22 protein-coding genes are annotated in these 25,328 nt (G+C 64.9%); 15 read left to right on the plus strand and 7 right to left on the minus strand.

All coding sequences use genetic code 11. From position 1 onward, the window contains the following. Positions 1–2 precede the first annotated feature (2 nt). The 3 genes from CH286_RS09640 to CH286_RS09650 are packed head-to-tail and all read right to left on the minus strand — an operon-like array spanning position 3 to position 2,695. On the minus strand, positions 3–746 hold the full coding sequence (locus tag CH286_RS09640; RefSeq protein WP_032381067.1) for a CPBP family intramembrane glutamic endopeptidase: 744 nt from the start codon (positions 744–746) through the stop codon (positions 3–5). Between the two features lie 19 nt (positions 747–765). Next, positions 766–2,064 (minus strand): YhgE/Pip domain-containing protein, encoded by a 1,299-nt coding sequence (locus CH286_RS09645; RefSeq protein ID WP_371828290.1) that lies wholly within the window; start codon positions 2,062–2,064, stop codon positions 766–768. Between the two features lie 4 nt (positions 2,065–2,068). Continuing rightward, a complete protein-coding gene (locus CH286_RS09650) occupies positions 2,069–2,695 on the minus strand; it encodes a TetR family transcriptional regulator (RefSeq protein ID WP_094609044.1) in 627 nt (208 codons plus the stop codon). A 95-nt stretch (positions 2,696–2,790) separates the two neighbouring features. Between CH286_RS09650 and CH286_RS09655 the strand changes: the two genes are divergently transcribed. Beyond that, complete coding sequence (locus tag CH286_RS09655; RefSeq protein ID WP_032405408.1) at positions 2,791–3,837, plus strand: NAD(P)-dependent alcohol dehydrogenase; 1,047 nt, start codon at positions 2,791–2,793, stop codon at positions 3,835–3,837. Positions 3,838–3,890: 53 nt separating this feature from the next. Here CH286_RS09655 and msrA read toward each other — a convergent pair whose 3' ends face one another. Next, on the minus strand, positions 3,891–4,403 hold the full coding sequence (gene msrA / locus CH286_RS09660) for a peptide-methionine (S)-S-oxide reductase MsrA (protein WP_032381071.1): 513 nt from the start codon (positions 4,401–4,403) through the stop codon (positions 3,891–3,893). Positions 4,404–4,458: 55 nt separating this feature from the next. Further along, entirely contained in the window at positions 4,459–5,490 is a 1,032-nt protein-coding gene (locus tag CH286_RS09665) for an NADP-dependent oxidoreductase (RefSeq protein WP_032405407.1), read from the minus strand. Positions 5,491–5,565: 75 nt separating this feature from the next. On the opposite strand from CH286_RS09665, the gene CH286_RS09670 reads away from it, so the two are divergent. Further along, a complete protein-coding gene (locus tag CH286_RS09670; RefSeq protein WP_094609045.1) occupies positions 5,566–6,402 on the plus strand; it encodes an HAD family hydrolase in 837 nt (278 codons plus the stop codon). Between the two features lie 15 nt (positions 6,403–6,417). Here the strand turns inward: CH286_RS09670 and CH286_RS09675 are convergent, their stop codons facing one another. Both CH286_RS09675 and CH286_RS09680 read right to left on the minus strand, forming a co-directional pair. Then, complete coding sequence (locus CH286_RS09675) at positions 6,418–7,311, minus strand: M23 family metallopeptidase (protein WP_217902915.1); 894 nt, start codon at positions 7,309–7,311, stop codon at positions 6,418–6,420. Positions 7,312–7,381: 70 nt separating this feature from the next. Further along, positions 7,382–9,577: an N-acetylmuramoyl-L-alanine amidase gene (locus CH286_RS09680; protein ID WP_037152814.1), complete on the minus strand. Its 2,196-nt coding sequence runs from the start codon at positions 9,575–9,577 to the stop codon at positions 7,382–7,384. A 181-nt stretch (positions 9,578–9,758) separates the two neighbouring features. Here CH286_RS09680 and cobM point away from each other — a divergent pair, with 181 nt between their 5' ends. The 13 genes from cobM (at position 9,759) to CH286_RS09755 (ending at position 25,272) form a co-directional block, all read left to right on the plus strand. Beyond that, positions 9,759–10,502 (plus strand): precorrin-4 C(11)-methyltransferase, encoded by a 744-nt coding sequence (gene cobM / locus CH286_RS09685; protein WP_037152817.1) that lies wholly within the window; start codon positions 9,759–9,761, stop codon positions 10,500–10,502. Further along, positions 10,484–11,248, plus strand: a complete 765-nt coding sequence (cobF, locus tag CH286_RS09690) for a precorrin-6A synthase (deacetylating) (protein ID WP_037152819.1) — start codon at positions 10,484–10,486, stop codon at positions 11,246–11,248. The genes cobM and cobF overlap by 19 nt, the downstream gene beginning before the upstream one ends. Before the next feature lie 67 nt (positions 11,249–11,315). Further along, positions 11,316–12,545 carry a UDP-galactopyranose mutase gene (gene glf / locus CH286_RS09695; protein WP_052058605.1) on the plus strand — a complete coding sequence of 410 codons (1,230 nt, stop codon included), beginning with the start codon at positions 11,316–11,318 and terminating at the stop codon, positions 12,543–12,545. After that, complete coding sequence (locus CH286_RS09700; protein ID WP_032405402.1) at positions 12,542–14,449, plus strand: glycosyltransferase; 1,908 nt, start codon at positions 12,542–12,544, stop codon at positions 14,447–14,449. The genes glf and CH286_RS09700 overlap by 4 nt, the downstream gene beginning before the upstream one ends. After that, a complete protein-coding gene (locus tag CH286_RS09705) occupies positions 14,427–14,963 on the plus strand; it encodes a phosphatase PAP2 family protein (protein ID WP_170944675.1) in 537 nt (178 codons plus the stop codon). Before CH286_RS09700 ends, CH286_RS09705 begins: the two co-directional genes overlap by 23 nt. Beyond that, complete coding sequence (locus CH286_RS09710; RefSeq protein WP_032405400.1) at positions 14,960–15,865, plus strand: decaprenyl-phosphate phosphoribosyltransferase; 906 nt, start codon at positions 14,960–14,962, stop codon at positions 15,863–15,865. The genes CH286_RS09705 and CH286_RS09710 overlap by 4 nt, the downstream gene beginning before the upstream one ends. Then, positions 15,843–17,708 carry a flagellar motor control protein ZomB gene (gene zomB / locus CH286_RS09715; RefSeq protein ID WP_094609046.1) on the plus strand — a complete coding sequence of 622 codons (1,866 nt, stop codon included), beginning with the start codon at positions 15,843–15,845 and terminating at the stop codon, positions 17,706–17,708. Before CH286_RS09710 ends, zomB begins: the two co-directional genes overlap by 23 nt. Before the next feature lie 219 nt (positions 17,709–17,927). Further along, positions 17,928–18,953: an alpha/beta hydrolase gene (locus tag CH286_RS09725; protein ID WP_371828289.1), complete on the plus strand. Its 1,026-nt coding sequence runs from the start codon at positions 17,928–17,930 to the stop codon at positions 18,951–18,953. Between the two features lie 347 nt (positions 18,954–19,300). Beyond that, on the plus strand, positions 19,301–20,314 hold the full coding sequence (locus CH286_RS09730; RefSeq protein ID WP_052058606.1) for an alpha/beta hydrolase: 1,014 nt from the start codon (positions 19,301–19,303) through the stop codon (positions 20,312–20,314). 221 nt (positions 20,315–20,535) lie between these two features. Next, positions 20,536–22,419 carry an alpha/beta hydrolase-fold protein gene (locus CH286_RS09740; RefSeq protein ID WP_441347108.1) on the plus strand — a complete coding sequence of 628 codons (1,884 nt, stop codon included), beginning with the start codon at positions 20,536–20,538 and terminating at the stop codon, positions 22,417–22,419. 99 nt (positions 22,420–22,518) lie between these two features. Beyond that, positions 22,519–23,064 (plus strand): DUF732 domain-containing protein, encoded by a 546-nt coding sequence (locus CH286_RS09745; protein ID WP_032405396.1) that lies wholly within the window; start codon positions 22,519–22,521, stop codon positions 23,062–23,064. Positions 23,065–23,090: 26 nt separating this feature from the next. Further along, on the plus strand, positions 23,091–24,047 hold the full coding sequence (locus tag CH286_RS09750; protein ID WP_094609048.1) for a cutinase family protein: 957 nt from the start codon (positions 23,091–23,093) through the stop codon (positions 24,045–24,047). Between the two features lie 226 nt (positions 24,048–24,273). After that, a complete protein-coding gene (locus CH286_RS09755; RefSeq protein WP_032381083.1) occupies positions 24,274–25,272 on the plus strand; it encodes an LLM class F420-dependent oxidoreductase in 999 nt (332 codons plus the stop codon). Positions 25,273–25,328 lie beyond the last annotated feature (56 nt).

Consider the following 25,328-nt stretch of genomic DNA (forward strand, 5'->3'; position numbering starts at 1 on the left):
TATCAGTTCATCGATGCGTGCCACACGAGGGCGGCAGCCAGTGCGCCGAGTCCGTTCAAGGACCAGTGCAGGGCAATGGGTGCGATGAGACTTCCGCTGCGGCTGCGCAGCCACGTGAAGACCACACCGGCCGCGGCCGTTGCAATGACAGCCAACCCGATGCCGACGATCTGCCCGAACAGGCCACCGCCGAGGAACCCACTGAGGCCGACGTTGCCCGCCGTCAGGCCCAGCGAGGACGCGATATGCCACAGTCCGAAGAGCAGCGACCCCGCCGCGAACACGCCCCGTGCACCGTAGATCCGGCCCAGCGTTCCGTGCAGAACTCCGCGGAACGCGAGCTCTTCCGGGATCACGGTCTGCAGTGGAATGACGATCATCGACGCGATCACAGCGGCCGAGACGGTCGCGTACCGATCGGCCATGAAGAACGGGCGGGTCAACGGCAGCAACGCGCCGATCGCGACGACCGTGAGGACGATTCCGACGGCTCCCAGCGCGTACAGCGAACCCGTCTTCCACTGTTTCGGTGACAGGCCCAATTCGGCCCAGCCCAGGCCACGGCGGTTCGAGAGAACGACCAACAGAACTGCGGCGATAGGAACCGTCGCGATACTGGCCCACGCCGTGGTGAAGTGCGCGATGAGGTTGGTGCCCACGAGTACGAGCACAACGATGGCGACGTCGAGGTAAGCGTGGAAGGCACGTCTTGGTGCCACGCTTCCGGCCGGGTCAACAGCAAGCATTGGATCGAGTGTACCGGCGTCAGCTGATAACGCCCGGAGAATCGAGGCTTCTGTCGAGGCCCTTGCGGTCGTAGAGAAGGGTGAACAGCAGGCCGAACACGAGCCCGATGAGCAGCCCGAGAGACGTCATGCCCACCGAGTGCAGCAGGCCGGCGTCAGGCGAGGCGTTGAAGTACAGGATCGAGCGGGTGCCGAGGAAGATTTGATGCATCGGCTCGAACTGTGCCAGCCACGTGAAGATCGGCGGGCTCGCCTCGAGGGGAATCGTGCCGCCCGAGGACGGCAGTGCCAGGATGATGAAAACGACCAAGTTGATCAGCAACCCTGCTGTGCCGAATGCCGACATCACCGCTAGCGCCGTGAATCCGACGGCGGTGATCGCGAACGCGCCGTACATCCACAGGGTCCATGCATGGGTGATGGGCATGCCGAGCAGATGGCTGATCAGCAAGTACAGGCCGGATACGAGCATGGCGAGAACGAACATCACCAGCCACTTGACCAGCAGGGTCTGGAACCGGCTGATCTGGGTGGGTCCGCGGTGGATGTACTTCGGGCCGATCTCGGTGGGGGTGAACCCCAGCAGTCCGTCGACGAGGGTGCTGACAATGGTGGCACCGGTGAACCCCGCCAAGACGAGCAGCAGCGCGTAGTAGAACGCAGACAGGCCACCGCCGGTACCGTCGGGTAGTGGATCATGCTGGGCAACAATCACATTGATCGGCTGCGCCAACGTCAGTGCGCTCGCGCCCGCCAGCGGAGTGTCTCCGAGTTGCTGGCGGACCTGATCGGATATCTGTTGGCCCACGGTCTGATTCACCGACTCGAATGCCGGCGTGGCTACTCCGGTCACGAGCGACATACCGAAGCTGCCGGCCCGCGGATTGGTGTACACCGTGATGACCGGCTTCTCTACATCGCCGGGAATCACGCTCGCCTGCGCCAGGATTCCCATTCTCTTGGTGAAATCACTGGGGATGACGATGGAGCCGTAGACCTCCGCAGTGGACAGCAACGACTCGGCCTGTGCCGGGCCGACCTCGCGGAAAGCGACCTTCTCGGAGTCGACGTTCTGGATCAAGCCGTCGACGATGTCGTTGCCGATATTGCGTTGCTCGCCCGCGAGGGTGTCGCCCTCGTCCTGGTTGACGATCGCGATGGGCAGGTCGTGCAAGTTGCCTCGGGGATCGAGAACGCCGCCCAGATACAGGGCCGCGAGGAACGACATCAATGCCGAGACAACGAGGATCGGAGCGAGCCAGAATCGCGGTGAACGAAGCACGTCGGCCATCGACCGAGGGGTTCTGTCGGAGGTCACCGGATCAGTGTCGCAAGTTCGGCTCCGCTGTGCGCGGTAGTTCTGCCTCTGCTGGATGTGGGGAGTGGCAGAACGCCCGCCCGACGGTGGCGGCAAGGGCGGCCCGTCGTCGGTCGTGGTCGGCGACGGGCTCGTTGCTGCCGGCGGTGTGGATGATCGCCGCCTGGGCCCACGTGCCGGCCAAGGCGATCAGCATCGACCAGATGTCTGCGGCGTCCACGTCGTCCACCAGCAGTCCGTCTCGTTGGGCGTCGGCGATCACGGCGAATTTCTCGTCGTCGTGTCCGGGTCTGCGGTCGAACAGCGGCCCGGCCGGGGTTCGCTCCAGCCGCGCCCACGTCAGCAGGCGTACCAGCGTGGGGTCGCCGAGGTACATGTCGTAGAGCTTCACCGCGTACCCGGGCAGGTCTTCGGGAGTGAAGGCGATGTTCTCGATATCGGTGTCGACTCGCGTGTCGAAGACGACGTCGAACAGGGTGTCCTTGTTGCCGAAATAGCTGTAGATCAACGATTTGTTCGACGCGGCCGCCGCCGCGATTCGGTCCACCCGTGCTCCGGCGATGCCGTGCGTCGCAAATTCCTCGGTGGCGGCGGCCAGCAGCCGAGCGCGGGTAGCAGCCGAATTGCCCATGCGTAAAACCATACATTTCCAACTGGTTGGTTGAAAACTATCTCGCCGGACGCTACTGTTTCCAACCAGTTGGTTACTTTTGAAGGGATGCGAACATGCGAACAGCTACCGGATACCGAGCTGTCGACGAGACTGCGCCACTCGAGCGGTGGACATTCGACCGGCGGGATCTTCGCGACGACGACGTTGCCGTTCGGGTGACGTACTGCGGGGTGTGCCACACCGATCTGCACTCGACGCGGAATCCCGGTGACTTTCCGGTGGTGCCCGGGCACGAGTTCGTCGGGGAGGTGACCGAGATCGGTTCCGGCGTCACGGACTTTGCCGTCGGCGATGCGGTGGCCGTCGGCAACATCGTCGACTCGTGCGGTCGGTGCGATATGTGCACGGTGGGTCAGGAAAATTTCTGTCGAGAGTTCCCGACACTGACCTACGGTGGGCGCGACCGACACGACGGAACTACCACTCGCGGTGCGTATTCCAACGAGTACGTGGTTCGCGATCGGTTCGTCTACCACCGTCCGGACAACCTCGACCCGGCGGCGGTGGCACCCCTGATGTGTGCCGGCATCACCGTGTGGGAGCCGTTGCGTCGCTGGAACGTCGGACCTGGCGTCAGGTTGGGGATAGCTGGGATCGGGGGGCTCGGCCATCTCGCGGTCAAGCTGGGTCGCGCACTCGGGGCGGAGGTCACCGTATTGACCACCAGCGCAAACAAAGTCGCCGATGCGCAGAAGTTGGGGGCTCACCACGTGGTCGTCTCGACCGACGATGCCGCGATGAACGCACTGGCAGGTGGTCTCGATCTGATCATCGACTGCGTGCCCGTCGAGCACGATCTCGCACCGTACCTGCGCTGCCTCGCACTCGACGGAACACTGTGCACCGTCGGCTATCTCGGCTCTACGACGGTCGATTTCCTGGATTTACTGATCGGCCGAAAGAGTCTGGCGTCGGCGGGCAGTGGTGGACGCCGATACACCCAAGATCTACTCGACTTCTGCGGCGAACACGGCATCGTCGCCGACGTGGAGACGATGCCGTCCGCTCAGGTGAACAACGCTTTCGACCGGTTGGCTGCCAACGACGTTCGGTACAGATTCGTACTCGATATGTCGGATTTACGCAGTCAACCCATGTGAGCGGAACTTCGACCCCTGCTACGAAGTTCCACTCACCTGCGGCGCAGCCGCTCCTAGGCGGTTGCCCGACGCGGCAGCTTCCAGTCCGGACGTACCCAGTGGCAGGTGTATCCCTCGGGGTACTTCTGCAGGTAGTCCTGGTGCTCGGGCTCGGCCTCCCAGAAGTCTCCTGCCGGAGTCACCTCGGTGACGACCTTGCCCGGCCACAGTCCCGACGCGTCGACGTCGGCGATCGTGTCTTCGGCGACGCGCTTCTGCTCGTCGTTCAGGTAGAAGATCGCCGACCGGTAGCTGGCACCGATGTCGTTGCCCTGACGGTTCTTGGTGGATGGATCGTGGATCTGGAAGAAGAACTCCAGCAGATCGCGGTAGGACGTCTGGGTGGGGTCGTAGACGACCTCGAGGCCCTCGGCATGGTTGCCGTGGTTGCGGTAGGTGGCGTTGGGAACCTCGCCGCCGGTGTATCCGACGCGGGTGGAGACCACTCCCGGAAGCTTGCGGACGAGCTCCTCGGCTCCCCAGAAGCACCCTCCGGCGAGGATGGCGGTTTCGGTGGCTGCAGACATCGTTACTCCTTGTGCTCTATCGGTCCATACATGGTGTCCAACGAACGAGCGGCCGTCATAATTCCGAGTCGTGGGGGCGTTCGCCGACCTCGAGAACCAGTTTGCCGGTGTTTGCACCGTCGAACAACAGGTTCAGTGTCGATCCGAAGGCGGCGACGCCGCCGATCTCGATCTGCTCCCGTGCGGTCATCTTGCCGCTGGTGAGCAGTTCGGACAGGGCCTCGATGCCTTCCTGGTACCGATCGAGGTAGTCGAAGATGATGAAGCCGGTCATCGATGCGCGATTGATCAGCAGGGACAGGTAGTGCGCAGGCCCGGGCTGGGGATCGGTGGCGTTGTAGCCGGAGATGGCTCCGCACAACACCACTCGCGCGCCCTTGCGTAGACGTGAGAGGGCCGCGTCCAGGATCTCGCCGCCGACGTTGTCGAAGTACACGTCGATGCCCTTCGGTGCTGCGGCCTTCAGGCCCTTGTACACCGACTCGTTCTTGTAGTCGATCGCCGCGTCGAAACCCAGTTCTTCGGTGAGCCATGCGCACTTCTCGGGACCGCCGGCGATGCCGATCACGGTGGCTCCCTTGGCTTTCGCGATCTGACCCGCGATGCTGCCGACGGCTCCCGCGGCTCCCGAGATGACGACGGTATCGCCCTCGGTCAGCTTGCCGACGTCCATCAGGCCGAAGTATGCCGTCAATCCGGGGAAGCCGAGGGCTCCGAGCCACGTGGGTGCCGGTGCGACGGATTCGTCGACCTTCTGCACTCCTGTGCCGTCCGACAGTGCATGCTCGGTGACGCCGAACGAGCCCGAAACAATCTCTCCCACAGCAAAATCGGGGTGATGCGATTCCAACACCCGTCCCACGGCATGCGCGCGCATCACCTCGCCGATACCGACGGGCGGCACGTACGAGCGTGCATCGTTGAGCCAGCCGCGCATGGCCGGGTCGAGAGAGACGTAGTCGACGGTGACGACGAACTCGCCGTCGCCCGGGGTAGGAATCGGCTCCTCGGTCAGATCCCACGTCGAGTCGTCGGGGCGTCCCACCGGGCGCTGAGCCAATCGGATCTGACGGTTCACAGATGTCATCTACCGTTCCTTCCACATCGAAGACGTGCATGTCGAAAACAGGGCACTTCGACACTAGGGCAGAATGACGTCACGATGACCAACGCGCCGAACACCACCCGCCTTGCCCCCCGACTCGTTGCCAGCGACGTCGACGGCACCTTGCTCGACCAGCATGAACGCGTCACCGAACGCACCAAGCGTGCCGTCTCGGCCGTGGTGGCCGACGGCGTCCCGTTCGTGCTGTCCACCGGCAGACCACCGCGATGGATTCAACCCGTCGTCGACCAGTTGGGTTACGCACCGATGTCGGTGTGCGCCAACGGCGCGGTGATCTACGACGCGGCCACCGATCGGGTGCTCAGCGCCGAGACGTTGTCGGTCGAGACGCTGCAGTGGTTGGCGGACGTCGCCTACCGCGCGTTGCCCGGCTGCGGTCTGGCCGCCGAGCGAGTGGGGCAGACCGCACACGACTCGGCCACACCGCAGTTCGTCAGTTCGCCCGGCTACGAGCATGCGTGGCTCAACCCCGACAACGTCGAGATGACCGAGGACGACGTCGTCGACGTCCCCGCGGTGAAGCTGCTGGTCCGGCTCTCGGGATCCACCAGCGGCCATATGGCCGATATTCTCTCGCCGCTGATCTCCGGTCGCGCCGACCTGACGTTCTCCACCGACAACGGACTCATCGAGCTGTCGGCCCCGGGGATCACCAAGGCGTCGGGACTGGCCAAGGTGGCCGAGACGCTGTCGGTCGACGTATCGGACATCGTCGCCTTCGGTGACATGCCGAACGATGTGCCGATGCTGTCGATGGTCGGACTCGGCGTTGCGATGGGTAACGCACACCCCGCTGCCGTCGCGGCGGCGAACGAACAGACCGTCACCAACGCAGAAGACGGAGTGGCGCAGGTTCTCGAACGCTGGTGGTGACGCGTCGCCGCCGGATCAGGGGCGGATGACGCGTCGACCCGGCCACATCCGTCCGCGGACGTCGTCGAACACGATGCGCACCGCACATCCGTCCCGTTGGGCGTGAATGTGCAGGTGCGGCTCGGTCGAGTTGCCCGAATTCCCGACGACTCCCAGCAGTTGGCCGGCCTGCACGCGCTGCCCCGCGGTGACAGCGACGCTTCCCTTCTTCAGGTGCGCGATCAGAATCTCCTCCGACCCGGCTCCCAGCACCACGTGATTTCCCGCCGGTTTCGCCGGGTTGAGCTCGCCGTCGTTCAGGCCGTCGCCGCACCTGAGCACCTCGGCGTCGACGGGGGAGTGCACGGGTGAACCGAAGGCGTAGTAGTCCTCGTCGCATCCGGCGAGAACCCCGCGATGCGAGGAACCACGACGATCGACCTCGACGAGATCCAGTGCCGCGCGCTGCAGTGGTGCCTCCCAGTGATGGTTGAACAGTCTGCCCTCGCCTGCGGCCACCTCCCACCGCCCACCGGCGACCGGAAAGTGCAACCGGAGAGTCGTCGAATCACGCACGGCAAGTTGGCGACTCGCAACCGTAGCCGCGACGGCACAGACGGTGAGCACCGCTTCGAACGAGAAGGCGTCGGTGTCGAAACCGGCGGTCCAGTCGTCGATTCGCACGGCCGATACCGCGCACACCAGCAGCAGCATCGCGCTGATCGGAACGTACGGAATGCCGAACGTCGTCGACGACGGTACCGAGAAGAAGTACGCGAACAGGAACGTCGCGAACATCAGCAGTAGAGATCCGGCCCACTGGCCGCCGTTCTCGGCCGTCCAGCAACCGACGACAGCTACGGCGACGAGCACGAGCCAGACCAGCTGGGGGATGGAGGACAACAACACGAAGCGCGTCCGCGTAGACATCACTTCACGCTACCCACCCCAACGCGAAAGGGCCGAGTCACCACAGTGACTCGGCCCTTTCGCGGGAATGTCAGCCCGCGGGTGCAGGCTCCGGTGCGGGTGCCGGTTCCACCGGTGCCGCAGCGGGGTTCTGCATTTCCGCGTTGTAGGTGTCGTTGTACGTCTTGATCACCGTGGTGACGATTCCGGTGAGCTCGTTGAAGATCAACGAACCGTTCTCGAAGTCCGTCCGGAAGCCCTCCGGCACCTTGAACTCGTCGGTGATCGGCAGACCGAGGACGCCGTCGACGCCACCCTGCTGCAGGTACTGCTGGAAGATCTTGCCGATGACGGCCACAGCCTGACCGGCCATGTTGGTGATGATCTCGCCGTTCTGGAACTGCGCCTTCTCACGGCCGCCGCTCACCTGCACCAGGCCGCTCACCGGTACGCCCAGTGAGCCGGTCTCGCCGCCCGAGGCCAACCACTTCTGTGCAACAGGACTGGTCGACGCCAGACGCTGCAGCTCGGCGACCAGCGCCGGGATGTTCTCGCCCAGAGTGGAACTGGCATCGGTGCCCGGGCGTGACGGAGCCGGGTCGGTCACCGCGGTGTCGGGAGCGGTGTCGGTCGTATCAGGTGACGCCGGTGTGGCATCCCCGCCGCCGAGGTTGGCAGCCGCGATGTCGCGGATCTCGCCGAGCCGGGCGTACCCGGCGTCACCGGGGCATTCGGTGTTGCCGACGTCGCGGTGCCCGAAGATCACCGGCAGGTCGACGGTCTTGCCCTTGCCGATGAACGTGAAATCCGTTCCCTCGGAGGTCATCGTCGTGGTTCCCTTCGGATCCAGACCGGCCTTGCCGAGTCGCCAGCCGAGGAACTTGCCGACCGAGTCGACGGTCTCCTGCGAGGGATCCTCGGTGGAGTAGTCGCCCATCATGGCGACACCAACGGTGTTCTCGTTGAACCCGCCCGCATGGGCACCCTGAACCGGCTTGTCCAGGCCACCGGCGCGGCCCTCGAAGATCTGACCGTACTTGTCGACGAGAGCGTTGTAGCCGATGTCGCACCAGCCGAGCGTCTGCGCGTGGTACGCGTAGATGGCCCGGACGATCTCGGCCGATTCGGACTTGGAGTAGTCGTTGCTGCCCGCGGTGTGGTGCACGGTGGCACCGCCGATGAAGTCGTCGATCGTCGGTGTGGCGCAACGGATCGACTCGTCGGCACCCCACTGGGCGCGGGTGATGACCTTGGGGCCCGCGTCGCCCGCCACCGGAGTGGCGAGGTCGCTGAGTGCGGAGTCGGCCGGGGACGTGCCGGGAGTGATGAGTACGGCACTGATGTCGTTCACTGCCGAGGCCAACTGCTCGGCCGAGCTCTCCGGTGCAGCCTCGGGCTGAGCAGGCTCGATCGGGGCCGCGGGGTCCACGGGAGCCGGATCCTGCTGGCGCAGTGGCTTGCTCGACGACGCCGGGGTGTAGCCGAGGGGCTGTTCCGCGGCGGCGGGAGCGGGCGCATCTGCAGCAGGAGCTTCGGCAGGCGCGTCAGCAGCGGGCAGCTCGACGACCGGAACCTCGGGAACAGGTGCAGCCGCAAAGCTTTCGGGAGCGGCACTGCTCGTCAAAGGCGTCAGCAGCACCTGCACGGCCTTGGTCAGTCCGACGAAGATCGGTTCGGTACCTTGCTTTCCCGCAGCGGGAACGGAGTCGTCGGCAGTGCTGTCGACCGGTGCGGTCTGCAGCCACGGTCCCCAGGATCCGTCCTCGAGCTGCCGGCGAACCTGTGCAGACGCGCCGTTCAGCTGCTCGGAGGTCAACGCCACCATGCTGAACGGGGTGTCCTGCGAGATTTCCTTGACTGCCGCACCGAGCGGCGGCCCGGTGGGGTCGGCAGCTTCGGGGTTGACTGGTGCCGATGCGTCCACCCGGGGAATCGGTGCCTGCGCGGTCGCGTTCCCCGGCGCCGGCGTGGTCAGGCCCGGAATGTCGGGGATCTGGATCGGCGGGATCACGATGGAATCCGGCAGCGGCAGATACTTCAGATCGGAGAGCCGCAGATCGGGCAGCGGCAGGCCGGTGAGCTCCTGCAGCGGAATCACGATGTCCGGTGCTGCGCTGAGTGCGGTCTCGACGATCGTGGTCGGCACGGTGACCGGGGTTGTCTCGTTGGCCGGTCGAACTCCGGTTGTCGTGCTGTCGGTGAGGCCGGCGACCGCAAAGGGGGTCGCGACGGCGAGTAGTGCGACAGCACCGAGAACGATCGACGGCTTCGTTCGACGGTTCGGCAAGGCGGTACTCCCTGGTTGTTGGTAGGTACGCGTCGTAGGATCTCGATTGCTGAACATCACGAATCACATCAGCAACATGAGTCCCATCAGACACAAGGCTAAACCTTAGCTTGACAGTTAGCCACAGCCGGGAAGTTCCAGTGGCGCGGCGCGTCGGACATGTCACCTACGCTTTCCAGCTGTGACTGTGCACTTCATCGGAGCCGGACCAGGCGCTGCGGACCTACTCACGCTGCGGGCCGTCGAGTTTCTGCGCTCCAGCCCGGTCTGCGTCTACGCCGGTACCTACATCGACAACGCGATTCTCGAACACTGCCCGGCCGGTACGCGCCTGGTCGACACGGCGAAGCTGGACCTCGACGCCATCACCGCCGAACTCGTCGCTGCGCACGAGCGCGGGGAGGACGTCGCCCGCCTGTGTTCGGGGGACCCGTCCCTTTACTCCGCGCTGGCGGAGATGTCCGCCCGACTCGACTCCGCAGGCGTGCCCTGGGACGTCACCCCCGGCGTGCCTGCCTACGCCGCTGCTGCCGCGTCACTGGGCGTCGAGCTGACGGTCCCCGAGGTGACGCAATCGGTGGTGCTCACCCGCGCGCAGGCTCGCTCGACGGCGATGCCCGACACCGAGGCGCTGAAGAACTTCGCCGCCACCCGCGCGACGCTCGCATTGCACCTGGCGATCACCCGCACCCGACTCATCGCCGACGAGCTCACCGAGTTCTACGGGCCGGATTGCCCCGCCGTGGTCGTCTTCCGCGCCAGCAAGCCGGACGAGCTGATCCTGCGCGGCACCCTGGGTGATATCGCCGATCAGGTCGAGGCCGCGGGCCTGCGTCAGGCCGCAGTCATCCTGGTGGGGCCCGCCCTGGCTCGACGCGTCGTCGCCGAATCGCATCTGTACGACGCATGCCGGGACCGCTCGTGAAGATTCATCTGATCGGCATCGGCGGCGGACATCCGGACCAGGTGACGGTGCAGGCCGTCGAGAAGCTCCGGGCCGTGGACGTGTTCATCGTGGCCGACAAGGGTGCGTCCGTCGGCGATCTTGCAGCAGCCAGGCAGGAGATCCTCGAGCGCCACCACGGTGGCAGCTACCAGGTCATCGAGGTGCCCGATCCACCGCGCGATCGGTCTCCCCGGGAGTACGAGACCGCCGTCCTCGACTGGCACGACGCCCGCGCCCGCGCGTACGCCGACGTGCTCGACGGTCTCGCGAAGGGCACCGTCGTCGGGTTTCTCGTCTGGGGAGACCCCGCGCTCTACGACTCCACTATCCGGGTCGTCGAGCGGCTGGCTGCACTGCGCGGCGACATCGAGTTCGATGTCACACCGGGCATCTCCAGTGTGTCGATGCTGGCCGCGAGTCACCGGCTCGTACTCAATCGCATCGGCGGACCGATCGTCATCACCACCGGCAGGAACCTGGCGGGCGACGTCGCTGCCGGGCTGGACAACCTGGTGGTCATGCTCGACGGCAACCTGGCCTGCAGCTCGCTGACCGGCGCGGGGTGGGGCATTCATTGGGGTGCCAACCTGGGCACGGTCGACGAGAAGCTGATGGCGGGGCCACTCGACGACGTGCTCGCCGACATCCGCCGCGCCCGCGACGAGGTCAAAGCGGCACACGGATGGGTGATGGATACCTACCTGCTCCGACGCCTGGGCAGTTGACACCCGACCGGCCGACCGACGCCTGGTGGGGTAGAGCGGTCACGATCGTCGGATACCCTGGTTGCCCGTGACTGCTGTGAGCTCCGAGACCACCTCTTCCGACGCCTCCGCGACCGGCCGATACGACTTGATCGTCGTCGGATCCGGGTTCTTCGGACTGACCGTGGCCGAACGGGCGGCGTCCCAGCTGGGCAAGCGTGTTCTTGTGCTCGATCGTCGGCATCACCTGGGTGGCAACGCGTACTCCGAGGCCGAGCCCGAGACGGGCATCGAGATCCACAAGTACGGCGCGCATCTGTTCCACACCTCGAACAAGCGGGTCTGGGAGTACGTCAACCAGTTCACCGACTTCACGAGCTACCAGCACCGTGTCTTCGCTCTGCACAAGGGCCAGTCGTATCAGTTCCCGATGGGCCTCGGCCTGATCTCGCAGTTCTTCGGCAAGTACTTCTCGCCGGCCGAGGCGCGGGCTCTCATCGAAGAGCAGTCCAACGAATTCGACTCGAAGGATGCGCAGAACTTCGAGGAGAAGGCGATCTCGTTGATCGGGCGTCCGCTGTACGAGGCGTTCATCCGGGACTACACCGCCAAGCAGTGGCAGACCGATCCGAAGAATCTGCCCGCGGGCAACATCACCCGGTTGCCGGTGCGCTACACGTTCGACAACCGCTACTTCAACGACACCTACGAGGGACTGCCCGTCGACGGCTACACCGCGTGGCTCGAGAAGATGGCCGCCGACGAGAAGATCGAGGTCCGGCTGAACACGGACTGGTTCGACGTGCGGGAGCAGATCGTGGCCGAGAGCCCGAACGCCCCGATCGTCTACACCGGCCCACTGGATCGCTACTTCGACTACTCCGAGGGCGAATTGGGTTGGCGCACAATCGACTTCGAGACCGAGGTGCTGCCGACCGGTGACTTCCAGGGCACGCCGGTGATGAACTACAACGACGGCGACGTGCCGTTCATTCGTATTCACGAGTTCCGTCACTTCCACCCCGAGCGCGAGTACCCGACCGACAAGACGGTCATCATGCGCGAGTTCTCCCGCTTCGCGAAGAGCGGCGACGAGCCGTACTACCCGATCAACACTCCCGACGACCGGAGCAAGCTCGAGGCATACCGCGATCGTGCCAAGGCCGAAGCAGCCTCCAGCGGCGTGCTCTTCGGTGGGCGACTCGGGACGTACCAGTACCTGGACATGCACATGGCGATCGCCAGCGCACTGAACATGTACGACAACACTCTGGCCCCGCACTTCGAGACCGGCGCACCCCTGGCAGGCGACAAGTGACCGCCAAACATCTCCTCGCCGACGGTGTTGCCGACGTGGCCCCGGTGCTCGGCAAGTCACTGCTGCAACGAGTACTGCTGCCCCGCTCGGGCGAGCCGCTCGACGTGCGCACGCTGTACCTCGAAGAAGCGCTCACCAATGCCAAACGGGCACACTCGCTCTCGCGGACATCGGTCACGATCGGCTCCGAGTCCGAGGTGTCGTTCTGTACCTATTTCAATGCTTTCCCGGCGAGCTACTGGCGGCGCTACAGCATCCTGAAGTCGGTGGTGCTGCGCGTCGAGGTCTCCGGACACTGCCGAATCGACGTCTACCGGTCCAAGGCCGACGCGTCGCGCATCCACGTCGAGGGCCGTGAAGCCGTGGACGGCGATGCGGCGCAGGAGTTTCTGATCGACCTCGGTCCGTTCGAGGACGGCGGCTGGATCTGGTTCGACATCACCTCCGATTCCGAGGTGGTGCTCGAGAGCGCGGGCTGGTACGCCCCGATCGAGGCACCGGGCGAGGCCACGGTTGCCGTCGGCATCCCCACGTTCAACCGCCCGACCGATGCTGTCAAAGCCCTTGTGGCCCTTGGCTCGGATCCGTTGGTTCTCGACGTGATCCAGGCCGTCATCATGCCGGATCAGGGCACCCGCAAGGCCAAGGACGAGCCCGGGTTCGACGAGGCCGCAGCAGCCCTCGGCGGGCGACTCGCCATCCACGACCAAGCCAACCTCGGCGGGTCCGGCGGCTACAGCAGGATCATGTACGAGGCGCTGAACAACACTGCCTGCCAACATATCCTGTTCATGGACGACGACATCGAGATCGAGCCCGACTCGATCCTCCGCGCGCTGGCCATGTCGCGATTCGCCAAGGTGCCCACGCTCGTCGGCGGCCAGATGCTGAACCTGCAGGCGCGCAGTCACCTGCACGTCATGGGTGAAGTGATCGACCGCAGCAACTTCATGTGGACCGGCGCGCAGAACGTCGAATACGACCACGACTTCTCCGAGGACCCGCTGCGCACCAGCAAGCTGCTGCACCGCCGCATCGACGTCGATTACAACGGCTGGTGGATGTGCATGATTCCGCGTGTCGTCGCCGAGGAACTCGGGCAGCCGTTGCCCCTGTTCATCAAGTGGGACGACGCCGAATACGGCTTGCGCGCACGCGACGCCGGCTACCCGACCGTGACTCTGCCGGGTGCGGCGATCTGGCACATGGCGTGGAGCGACAAGGACGACGCCATCGACTGGCAGGCGTACTTCCACCTGCGCAACCGCCTCGTGGTCGCGTCCCTGCACATGCCGGGCGACGGCAAAGGCCTGGTGCTCGACACCATCAAGGCCACCGTCAAGCACCTGCTGTGCCTCGAGTACTCGACGGTCGCCATTCAGAACCTCGCGATCCGTGACTTCCTGGCCGGTCCCGAGCACATCCTCGAGATTCTGCCCACGGCGCTGCCGACGGTGCACGCACTGCGCAAGGAATTCCCGGACGCCGTCGTCGTCGGCAGTTCCACGGAGTTGCCGCTCGCATCCGGTGAGGAAGTCGGAGCCGTCGGCCTGCCGAGCAACCCGATCTCCAAGGTCCGTCGTCTGGCAAAGGGCTTGCTGCACAACGTCAAGCCTGCGCACGAGCAGCATCACGAGCGTCCGCAGCTCAACGTTCCGACTCTCGACGCGCGCTGGTTCCTGCTCTCCCAGGTCGACGGCGTCACCGTCACCACCGCCGACGGCCGGGGCGTCGTCTACCGCAAGCGCGACCGCGCGCAGGCCGCCGCGTTGCTCAAGGAAGCACTGTCGTTGCGCAAGCAGTTGGCAGCCGAATTCCCCGCACTCAAAGCTCGATACCGTGATGCCGTGCCGCACCTGACCAGTAAGGAAACGTGGGAACGTGTCTTTCGTTACCAGGCGTAAAGGCCAGACCGAGGTGCCGACGGAAGTCCGAATCCTCGAGAAGGTGCAGAGCACCGTCGGCAGCGCACCCGGCGCGATCACCGTCGCGCGTGGCATGTCGCACTTCGGCGAGCACGCACTCGGCTGGGTTGCGATCGCCGGAATCGGTGCTGCACTGGACGCGCCGCGTCGGCGTCAGTGGGCATCGGTGGCCGTCGGGGCCGTCGGCTCGCATGCCGCGTCGATCGTCATCAAGCGCATCGTGCGGCGGCCGCGCCCCCACGACCCGGCCGTACGCATCAACGTCTCGACGCCCAGCAAGCTGAGCTTCCCGTCCTCGCATGCGACATCCACCACAGCGGCCGCGGTTCTCCTCGGCCGGGTGACCGGGCTACCGTTACCGGCGGTCCTCGTCCCACCCATGCTGCTCTCGCGCTTGGTGCTCGGAGTCCATTACCCCACCGATGTGCTGGCCGGATCGGCACTCGGCGCGTTGACGGCTGCGGCCGTCGTGAAGTTCGAAGGAGACAAATGAGCGAGGATGCCGCACCCGTAGGCGCACCGCCGAAGAATCTGGCGGACGGCATCGTCAAGGCGCTTCGTCCGCGTCAGTGGGTCAAGAACGTCCTGGTACTGGCTGCGCCGCTGGCGGCAGGCTCGGTCACCGATCGCGACGTGCTGCTGTCCGTCGCGCTCGCGTTCATCGTGTTCTGCTTCGCCGCCTCGGGCATTTACCTCGTCAACGATGCGCTCGACGTCGAGGCCGACCGCGCACACCCCACCAAGCGGTTCCGTCCGATCGCTGCTGGTGTCCTTCCGGTCAACGTCGCCTACGGGATGGCCGTCGTGTCCCTCGGCCTGGCCATCGGACTGTCGTTCATCGCCAACTGGAAGCTTGCCCTGGTCATCGGCGTGTACATCGCGGTCCAGCTGGCGTACTGCTTCGGCCTCAAGCACCAGGCCGTGCTCGACATCTGCATCGTCTCGTCCGGCTTCCTGCTCCGCGCCATCGCCGGTGGCGTCGCTGCCTCGATCCCGCTCTCGCAGTGGTTCCTGCTGATCATGGCGTTCGGATCGCTGTTCATGGCGGCCGGTAAGCGGTACGCCGAGCTGCAGCTCGCCGAGCGAACCGGGGCGAAGATCCGCAAATCGCTCGAGAACTACACCACCACATACCTGCGATTCGTCTGGACGCTGTCGGCGACGGCCGTCGTCATCTGTTACGGTCTCTGGGCCTTCCAGGAGGATGCGGGCACGGGAGCCAACTGGTTCGCCATCTCGATGATTCCGTTTACCATCGCAATCCTGCGATACGCAGTGGATGTCGATGGCGGCGAGGCAGGCGAACCCGAAGAGATCGCGTTGGGAGACAGGGTTCTGCAGCTACTCGCCATAGCGTGGATCGGAGTGGTTGGTGTCGCTGTCTACCTCGCCTGACCAGCGAGATACGCGGGAGGAGGACTCCGCTCGGGGATCGATCACCAGGCCCGTCTTCTGGGTCGGGGCCGTGGTCACCGGAGCGTTGTTCCTCTGGGGTGCGTGGGAGCGCCGCTGGATCGCCGACGACGGCTTGATCGTGCTGCGCACCGTCCGCAACCTGCTGGCCGGCAACGGCCCGGTGTTCAACGCGGGCGAGCGCGTCGAGACCAACACCAGCACCATCTGGACCTACCTCGTGTACGCGGGCAGTTGGTTGAGCGACGGACGCCTCGAGTACGTGGTTCTGACGATCGCACTCGTCCTGTCCACCGCTGCCGTCGTCATCGCGATGATCGGCACGTTCGCCCTTCAGGGTCGTACCGCGACGCGGACTCTGTTCCTCCCCGCAGGAGTCCTGGTCTACATCGCGGTTCCCCCCGCCCGCGACTTCGCAACGTCCGGGCTCGAGACCTGCTTGGTCATTTTCTGGCTGGCGACGCTGTGGTTGCTGATGGTCCGCTGGGGCCAGCGCCGCGGCGGTGGCGTCGAACTGCTCGGGCTGGCTTTCTTCGCCGGTCTCGGCCCGCTGGTGCGTCCGGAACTGTCCATCGTGGCCGTGTTCGCGCTGGCGATGATCTTCCTGGCTCCGCAGAGCTGGCTGTCCAGGATCCGGGTGTTCGCCGTCGCCGGAGCGGTTCCGGTGCTCTACCAGATCTGGCGTATGGGGTACTACGGCCTGCCGTACCCCAACACCGCGGTATCGAAGGATGCGGGCGGAGCCAAGTGGTCGCAGGGATTCGCGTACCTGTCCAACCTGGTGGGGCCGTACCTGCTGTGGTTGCCTCTCGCGCTTCTTGTGGTCGGAGCGGCGCTGTCGGTGTCGCGAATTCGGCTGTCCGTGCCACGGTCGCTCCACGATTGGCTTGCGGCGCTGAGGACGCCCACTGCCGTCGTCGTGTTCGCATTGATCAGTGGTTTCGTCCTCGCCGTGTACGCCATTCGTGTCGGCGGCGATTTCATGCACGGGCGCACGTTGTTACCGGCATTGTTCACGCTGTTGTTGCCGATTTCGGTGTTGCCCGTTGCCCTACCGAAACGCTGGTCTGCAGACCGGGCGACTGCGGTATTCGTCGCCGATGTTCTCGTGTGGGTCGGCATCGTCGTCTGGGCCGTCGCGGCCGCGAATACGACGGGGATGCCGCAGGGCTCGATCGTCGGCCGAAGCGGCATCGTCGACGAACGTGCCTTCTACTCGCTCAACACCGGGCACGCCCATCCGATTCTCGCCTCGGACTATCTCGACTACCCGCGGATGCGCGCGATGGTCGAGGCGATCGAGGACACCCCGGACGGTGGCCTGCTGCTGCCGTCGGCGCAGTTCACCTACTGGGACGTCGTCCCGCCGCCGCTGCCCATCCCCGACGGTGGGTTCGGTCACACCGTCTACTTCCTCAACCTGGGAATGACCAGCATGAACGTCGGCCTCGACGTGCGGGTCATCGATCAGATGGGACTGGCGTACCCGTTGGCGTCGCACACCGAGCGGCTCGAGAACGGCCGGATCGGGCACGACAAGAACCTGTACCCGGATTGGGTGGTGGCCGACCTCGGACTCGTCGGGATCCACCCGTACCTCCCCTGGTACATGGACGAGGACTGGGTCACCGAAGCTCAGGTGGCACTGACCTGCCCCGATACCGAGGAATTGATGGCGTCGTATCGAGCGCCGTTGACGAAGCAATTGTTCGTCCGGAATCTCAAACGCTCGTTCTTCTACGCGGGATATCGATTCGACCGAGTGCCCAAGTACGAAATACAGCGATGTGATCTTCCGGCTCCGATATTGAAAGCCGATAATTAGATGTCAGGACACGAAAGAGTCACCGGGTTGCGCCGAATAGATCTCGACGCCAAGATGAGCTATCTCAATCGTGTAACGGCGGTCGTACTTCGCGCGATATGTGCGAAGGATGTGTATGCGAACGACCTGTACGGCCGATCGACAGACATGATGAACTTGCGAGATCAAGCGTTGATTGCGTAACCGATGTGACGACGAAGCAGCTGAGAGGTCGAGTGCATGCTGGGTAGATGGAAGAGCCGGTCCGTGGATGAGCGTGGGGCGGACAAGCGAGCGGGGTCATGGGGACGCCGCGCCGCCACGTCCATGCTGATGGCGGTGGTCCTCCCACTGGGATTGGCTGTAGCGGGCGGTGGCGCAACTGCCAACGCGGCCTTCGACGGCAATGCCATCGACGTCTGGACCGACTCGAGCATGGGCCCGATCAAGAGCCGGGTGTGGCGGGCAGCGGACGGTAACACCAACCGCGTCGTCTACCTGCTCGACGGTCTGCGCGCCACGACGGACATCTCGGGCTGGGAGCACGAGACCGACGCCGGAGCAGTTCTCGCCTCGTGGAACATCAACGTCGTCGAGCCGGTCGGTGGACAGTCGAGCTTCTACTCCGACTGGTACGCACCGTCGAACTTCAACGGTCAGCAGACCACCTACAAGTGGGAAACCTTCCTGACGCAGAACCTGCGAGAGAACCTGCGCGCCAACTGGGGCTTCAACCCCAACCGCAACGGTGTCATCGGTATCTCGATGGGTGGCTCGGCCGCTCTGACGCTCGCCGCGTACCACCCCGACCAGTTCAGCTACGCGGGCTCGCTGTCCGGCTACCTGAACATCTCGGCACCGGGCATGCGCGAAGCGATGCGTCTGGCGCTGCTGGACTCCGGTCGCTACAACATCGACGCGATGTGGGGACCGCCGTGGGATCCGGCGTGGCTGCGCAACGATCCGTTCGTCTTCGCACCTCGTCTGCGCGACAACGGAACGCGTGTCTGGGTATTCGCAGGTAGCGGTCTGCCCGGCGGACTCGATCGCCCGCAGAGCTTCATCGACTACTACAACACCGCCAACGGCATGGGCCTCGAGGCCATCGCTCTGGCGAACAGCCGCGCCTTCCAGATCCGCATGGCGAGTATCGGTGCCAACAACGTCACCTACGCGTTCCCGGCCGTCGGTACCCACCAGTGGGGCTACTGGGGCGAGCAGATTCGCGTCATGGCTCCGGACCTCAGCGCCAACATCGGTAACTGACCGGCCGCACAACGTTTCGGTCGTTTCGCCCGCTTTTCGGCCCCTAGTGACAACTCACGACTTTTCAGGGCTGTTCAGCGGGGACGACGCAGGATAGTCTCCTGTTTCGGGGAAACGGCGAGATGAAACTGCGACGCTGATCACAGTTTTGCCTTGGAACCGCTCGATGGAATAACCTCCATCGAGCGGTTCTCCTGTTCTCAGCAGAACCTCAGCTTCTCGAGGCTTCGGTCTTGTCAGCATCCCCAGCTCCACCTCGGCCTCACGGGGCCACCAGTTCGCCCTGTTCGATTGCCGGGGGCCGCTACGACAGCGGAGACCGCGTAGATGAGAGAGAGCACCATTCCATGCGATTTGCCGGCCTCAGCAGTACACCGAAGGCCTCCTCACGCTGGCGTCAGCGCCTGCTCGGCGTCAGCGCAGCAGCGCTCGTTCTGCCCATCGCAGCCGGTGTGGTCGGCGGAGCCGTCGCTGTTGCGGCACCGGCGTCCGTCGTGCACCAGACTCCGGCCGGTGGACGCGAGGACCTGATCGTTCCGTCCGAGATGGGCCCCATCAAGGTTCAGGTTCAGTGGGCCGCTCGTGGCGGAAATGCTGCTCTCTACTTGCTCGACGGCCTGCGCGCCCGCGACGACCGCAACGCGTGGACGTTCGAGACCAACGCGCAGGACCAGTTCGCCAACGACGACGTGACCCTGGTCATGCCCGTCGGTGGTCAGTCCAGCTTCTACAGCGACTGGTACACCTCGTCGAACTTCAACGGCCAGGAAGTCACCTACAAGTGGGAGACGTTCCTGACGCAGGAGCTCCCGGCGTTCCTCGAGAACTACGGTGTCTCGCGCAGCAACAACGGTGTCCTCGGACTGTCCATGGGTGGTTCCGCGGCTCTGACGCTCGCGGCGTACCACCGCGATCAGTTCAAGTTCGCCGGCTCGCTCTCGGGCTACCTGAACATCTCCGCGCCCGGTATGCGTGAGGCCATCCGCGTTGCGATGCTCGACGCAGGTCGCTTCAACGTCGACTCCATGTGGGGACCGCCGTGGAACCCGGCGTGGCTGCGTAACGACCCGTTCGTCTTCGCACCGCGTCTGCAGGGCCTGTCGCTGTACATCTCGGCGGCCAGCGGTCTGCCCGGCGAGTTCGACCATCCTGCCGCGCCGATCGATTTCTACAACACGGCGAACGGCATGGCTCTCGAGGCGCTCTCGCTCGCCAACACCCGTGCATTCCAGATCCGGATGAACACTCTCGGCATCCCGGCCACGTACAGCTTCCCGTCGAACGGAATCCATGCCTGGCCGTACTGGGGAGCCGAGCTGTGGAAGGCTCGCACCCAGATCCTGGACGCGCTCAACGCCTGATCTCGACAGGTAATCGATGCTCGGAGAATGCCGCCCTGCGCACCAACGCAGGGCGGCATTCTTCGGTTTCGGCGGGATCGAATCCATCACCTCTGTTCACAATCGCACCATCAGTCACAGCGCGTCTGCTGTCCGTCGCCATCCGGCACGTGTAGAAAGACATACGAAGCATGTCTCCTAACGAGACCTTCGAGAGTTCACGTCGAAAGAGAGTCACCATCATGCGCACTGGGCTTGTTCGGTTCGGTCGAATCCCATCGGCCGGCACACGGGCCGGGCGAGCGGCAGCAGCACTGGCCGTCGCCTCCGCGCTGATGATCCCCTTCGCGACGACGACGGTTGCGGCCGCAGCTCCGATTGCACACGCCGGACCCGCCTACACCCAGACCTCCGGCGCCACGGTGACGTCCGTGGACTGGCTTTCCGATCGCCGCGTCGCGCTGTGGATCCAGTCGCCCTCGATGGGTACGCCGATCCAGGTTCAGCTGCTGCTCGCCCGTGACTGGAACATCAACCCGCAGGCGACGTTCCCGCAGGTCTACATGCTCGACGGCCTGCGCGCGACCGATCAGGAGAACGGCTGGACGGCCGAGACCGACGCCGAGTCGTACTTCGCCGACAAGAACGTCAATGTCGTCCTCCCCATCGGTGGCCAGTCCAGCTTCTACTCCGACTGGGTCGACCAGGACAACGGCAAGAACTACCAGTGGGAGACGTTCCTGACCAAGGAGCTCCCGCCGATCCTGGCCAAGGACTGGCGCAGCACCGACACCCGCGGCGTCGTGGGTCTGTCGATGGGTGGCACCTCGGCGATGTTCCTTGCAGCGCGTAACCCCGGTTTCTTCAAGTTCGCCGGCTCGCTCTCGGGCATCCTGACCACCACCTCGCTCGGCATGCCGCAGGCCATCCAGTACGCAATGACCGACGCCGGCGGCTACAACTCAAGCGCCATGTGGGGGTCGCCGTCCAATTCCCTGTGGGCACAACATGATCCGTACCTGCTCGCCGACAAGCTGAAGGGCGTCAGCCTCTACATCTCCAGTGGCAACGGCTCCACCGGACCGTACGATCAGCCGTCGCCCATTCCGGGTGTGAGCACCAACTACGCCGGCATGGGCCTCGAGATCCTGTCGCGGTTGACCTCGCAGACCTTCGCCACCAAGCTCAATCAGCTCGGTATCCCGGCTCAGGTGAACTACCGGCCGTCGGGCACGCACTCGTGGCCGTACTGGCAGTTCGAGCTGCACCAGCTGTGGCCGCAGCTCGCCACCGCGCTCGGTGTCGAGGTGGACAAGCCCGCGTGCAGTGCTGCCGGAATGATCGGCAACGCCAGCGGAGCCAACTCGTGGCTCGGACCGTGCCTGACCGAGGAATACAACGTCGCAGGTGGACGCGCTCAGGACTTCACGTTCGGCCGAGTTTTCTTCACCCCCGACACCGGCGCGCAGGTCGTCGCCGGAGCGATCGGTGGCATCTACCAGGGCAACAAGGGCCCCGAGGGTGCACTCGGGTTCCCGAAGACCGGCGAGATCGGTACCCCGGACGGTCGTGGACGGTTCAACGCCTTCCAGAACGGCATGGTCTACTTCACGCCGCAGACCGGAGCGCACGTGGTCAAGGGAGCCGTGCTCGACGAGTGGGCAGCCCAGGGCTACGAGGGTGGGCCCCTGGGCTACCCGGTGCTCGACGAGGTCGTGACTCCGAACAAGCCCGGGTCGGTTCAGGGATTCGAGATCGGTGCGATCTACACCTCGCCCGATGCAGGAGTCCATTCTGTGCAGGGCATGATTCTCGGTAAGTACGGTGAATTGGGTTGGGAGAGTGGACCTCTCGGGTTCCCCAAGTCCAACGAGCTCGGCCCGATCCGAGACGGCGGACGGTTCAACCAGTTCGAGACCGGCAACATCTACTGGAGCCCGCTCAGCGGTGCCTGGTCCACCCCGTACGGTCCGATCTTCGATGCCTGGGGATCGGTCGGCTACGAGGGCGGCCGCCTCGGCTACCCCACCAGCGATCAGTTCGATATCGACGGTGGCGTTAAGCAGCAGAACTTCCAGTTCGGCATCATCACTGTCAAGGACGGCGTGGCGACGATCGCGCCGTGACCTCTCGAGAGTGCTTCGGAGTCGGTCACGGCTTCAGAGTTCTCTCAGAGCGTGGCTGTACGCTCGCCTGCGACCCGACGACCGAAGGATTTTCGATCGATGACGCGTAACTCTCTGGCCAGAACTCTGTCTCTCGGCGTACTCGCCGTGGCAGCGAGCTCGATGCTGGTGGCCTGCGGAAGTGACGACTCGACGGCCACCGGGGCCCCGACGAGCACCACCACAGCAGCCGCAACGACAACCGAGACGAGTTCGACGACGTCGGCGGCGGAGAGCACCACTGCCGCCCCGACCACGAGCCCGGGCGAGGCGGCCACCGCGCCGCCGGAGCAGCCGCAACCCGTTCCGGACGATTTCCCGGGCCCGACCGAGAGTCAGATCGACGATCGCGGTCAGAGCTTCCTCGACGAGCTGAAGAAGCAGGGCATCACGCCGGCAGGCAACGGCGACATCGCGGTCTCGACGGCCAACTACATCTGCGCCGCACAGGCCCAGGGTGTGGCGGCGGACGAGATCTCGACCTACGTCACCGCGAACGTCGGCGTCGAAGCCAGTGCGGCCGGAACGCAGATGAGCGAGACACAGGCCCAGCAGGCTGCCCAGACCTACATCGCCGCCGCGCAGGCGACGTACTGCAGGCCATAGATCCACGCTGATGGAGATGCACGCCGATGGCCAAGCGTAAGCGCAGAATCCTTCCGGTGATCGCCGTTGCGGTGATCATCGGATTGATCATCGTCGCCCTCTGGTACCTACTTGCCGGACGGTTGCCGAAGGGCCCGGATACTCCGGTGCCGCCGCCGGGTCCGGAAGAGCCGACGTCGCAGCCGGCGGATTGCCCCGACGTGCAGGTCATCGCCATACCCGGCACCTGGGAGTCCTCGTCGACCGACGATCCGTACAACCCGACGGCCAACCCGGTGTCGCTGATGCTCAACGTCACGCGTCCGTTGCAGGAGCAGTTCCCCGGATCGCGCGCCGACGTCTACACCGTGCCGTACGTGGCTCAGTTCTCGAATCCCATCGCTCTACCGCCGGACGGTCAGCAGTCCTACAACGACAGCCGCACCGAGGGTAAAGCTGTTGCCGTACAGAAGATGACCGATGTGAGCGCACAGTGCCCGCTCACCAACTTCGTGCTCGCGGGCTTCTCCCAGGGCGCGGTCATCTCCGGCGACATCGCGTCCGACATCGGCGCGGGTAACGGCCCCATCTCCGCCGATCGAGTACTCGGGGTGACCCTCATCGCCGACGGTCGACGCGATGGAGTCTCGGGAACCGACGTCCCCGGCCCGCTCGACGGCGTCGGTGCCGAGGTGGCACTCGGGGGACTCGACCTGCCCGGCATCACCATGACGGGGCGTCGGGACGGTGGGTTCGGTGCGCTCGACGACCGGACCAACCAGATCTGCGCACCCGGGGACTTGATCTGTGCCTCGCCGTCGGATGGATTGTCGCTGCGCAACATTCCGCAGAGCATCCAGATTCTGATCGGTGCTGCAGGCAATCCCGTGCACGCGTCCTACAACAGTTTTGTCGTCGACGGCTCCGGCACGACGGCGACGCAGTGGACGGCGGCATGGGCTGCCGGGTTGATCGAGAATGCCCCGACACCCGCTCATTCGTGAGAACGTGCCGTTTATAACGGACACATCACAACGCGGCGTGTCGCTAGCTATTGCCGCCCACAAACCTGGGCCCGGCAACCCCCAGCCGGTGTGATCCAATCCGGCGAGCGGCTAGAGTGACGCCTTGGACCTGCGCAGATCGGCTCCGGCCGGCTGCTTCCAGCGCCCTACCGACCAGCTGCTTTCAGACCGCTACAACTTCGAAGACCCCCGAGGAGAGCATTAGATGAGTTCCGCCGAGGCCGCGACCGCCGGGCCGCGCAAATTCCGATTCGCTGCAGGCGGAGAGGGAAACGCCGAGGAGGGCGGGGCTCGGAAATTCATCAAGCTGGCGCAACAGGCCGAGGAACTGGGCTACGACAGCTTCATGATTCCCGATCATCTGGGTAATCAGGTCGGTCCCATCGCAGCGCTCGGCGCACTTGCCGTCGCCACCGACAAGATCCGGCTCGGCACGGCAGTGTTGGCGAACGGTTTTCGGCATCCCGCGGTGCTGGCCAAGGACGCGGCGACCATCGATGTGCTCTCGGGTGGTCGACTCGAACTCGGTCTCGGTGCGGGGTGGATGCGCGAGGAGTACGACAAGGCGGGCATCACCTACGACCGTCCGGGAGTGCGAATCGAGAAGCTCGAGGAGACCCTCGAAATTCTGGACGTGCTGTTGCGCGGTCAGGAATGCAATTTCGAGGGCAAGCACTACACGATCTCCGGACTGAAGGGCAGCCCTCGGCCGCGGCAGGGGCCGCGTCCGCCTATCTGCATCGGTGGCGGCGGTCCGAAGATGCTCGCGTTGGCGGCCAAGCATGCAGACATCATCTCCGTGGTGCCGAGCACCTCGAAGGAAGGCAAGCTGCTGCTGTCGGGCATGACCATCGAGAAGACCCTCGAGCGCGTCGAGTTGATTCGCGCCGCCGCCGGGGACCGGTTCGACGACATCGAACTGAACTGGGCGATCACCACCATCGTCGTGACCGACGATCGAGAGCAGATGGCCGAGATGGCGCTTGCGGCTCTCGACAACGGCTACCCGCCGAACGTGGACGTCGACGTCAAGCTGACCGTGGAGGACATCCTGTCGTCTCCGTACCTCGCATTCGGGACGTACGAGGAGATCGCCGATCAAATCCGTAACGTTCGCGCGCGAACGACGATGTCCTATGTCGGGGTTTTCCCTACTCAAATGGAAGCATTCGCACCGGTTGTCGACTTGCTGAAAGGCGAGTGACGAAGGCGCGTGTCGGTACCATGTACCTGGCCTCGAAGCCAGGTGCCAAACCGACA

The sequence above is a fragment of the Rhodococcus sp. WWJCD1 genome, from assembly GCF_002258735.1.
In the GTDB taxonomy this organism is placed as follows: domain Bacteria; phylum Actinomycetota; class Actinomycetes; order Mycobacteriales; family Mycobacteriaceae; genus Rhodococcoides.

Excerpts from the sequence above, each read along its gene's own strand:
- CH286_RS09640 (WP_032381067.1), bottom strand. The coding sequence starts at position 746 with ATGCTTGCTGTTGACCCGGCCGGAAGCGTGGCACCAAGACGTGCCTTC.
- CH286_RS09650 (WP_094609044.1), bottom strand. The coding sequence starts at position 2,695 with ATGGGCAATTCGGCTGCTACCCGCGCTCGGCTGCTGGCCGCCGCCACC.
- CH286_RS09655 (WP_032405408.1), top strand. The coding sequence starts at position 2,791 with ATGCGAACAGCTACCGGATACCGAGCTGTCGACGAGACTGCGCCACTC.
- msrA (WP_032381071.1), bottom strand. The coding sequence starts at position 4,403 with ATGTCTGCAGCCACCGAAACCGCCATCCTCGCCGGAGGGTGCTTCTGG.
- CH286_RS09665 (WP_032405407.1), bottom strand. The coding sequence starts at position 5,490 with ATGACATCTGTGAACCGTCAGATCCGATTGGCTCAGCGCCCGGTGGGA.
- CH286_RS09670 (WP_094609045.1), top strand. The coding sequence starts at position 5,566 with ATGACCAACGCGCCGAACACCACCCGCCTTGCCCCCCGACTCGTTGCC.
- CH286_RS09675 (WP_217902915.1), bottom strand. The coding sequence starts at position 7,311 with ATGTCTACGCGGACGCGCTTCGTGTTGTTGTCCTCCATCCCCCAGCTG.
- cobF (WP_037152819.1), top strand. The coding sequence starts at position 10,484 with ATGCCGGGACCGCTCGTGAAGATTCATCTGATCGGCATCGGCGGCGGA.
- CH286_RS09710 (WP_032405400.1), top strand. The coding sequence starts at position 14,960 with ATGAGCGAGGATGCCGCACCCGTAGGCGCACCGCCGAAGAATCTGGCG.
- CH286_RS09725 (WP_371828289.1), top strand. The coding sequence starts at position 17,928 with ATGCTGGGTAGATGGAAGAGCCGGTCCGTGGATGAGCGTGGGGCGGAC.
- CH286_RS09730 (WP_052058606.1), top strand. The coding sequence starts at position 19,301 with ATGCGATTTGCCGGCCTCAGCAGTACACCGAAGGCCTCCTCACGCTGG.
- CH286_RS09740 (WP_441347108.1), top strand. The coding sequence starts at position 20,536 with ATGCGCACTGGGCTTGTTCGGTTCGGTCGAATCCCATCGGCCGGCACA.
- CH286_RS09745 (WP_032405396.1), top strand. The coding sequence starts at position 22,519 with ATGACGCGTAACTCTCTGGCCAGAACTCTGTCTCTCGGCGTACTCGCC.
- CH286_RS09750 (WP_094609048.1), top strand. The coding sequence starts at position 23,091 with ATGGCCAAGCGTAAGCGCAGAATCCTTCCGGTGATCGCCGTTGCGGTG.
- CH286_RS09755 (WP_032381083.1), top strand. The coding sequence starts at position 24,274 with ATGAGTTCCGCCGAGGCCGCGACCGCCGGGCCGCGCAAATTCCGATTC.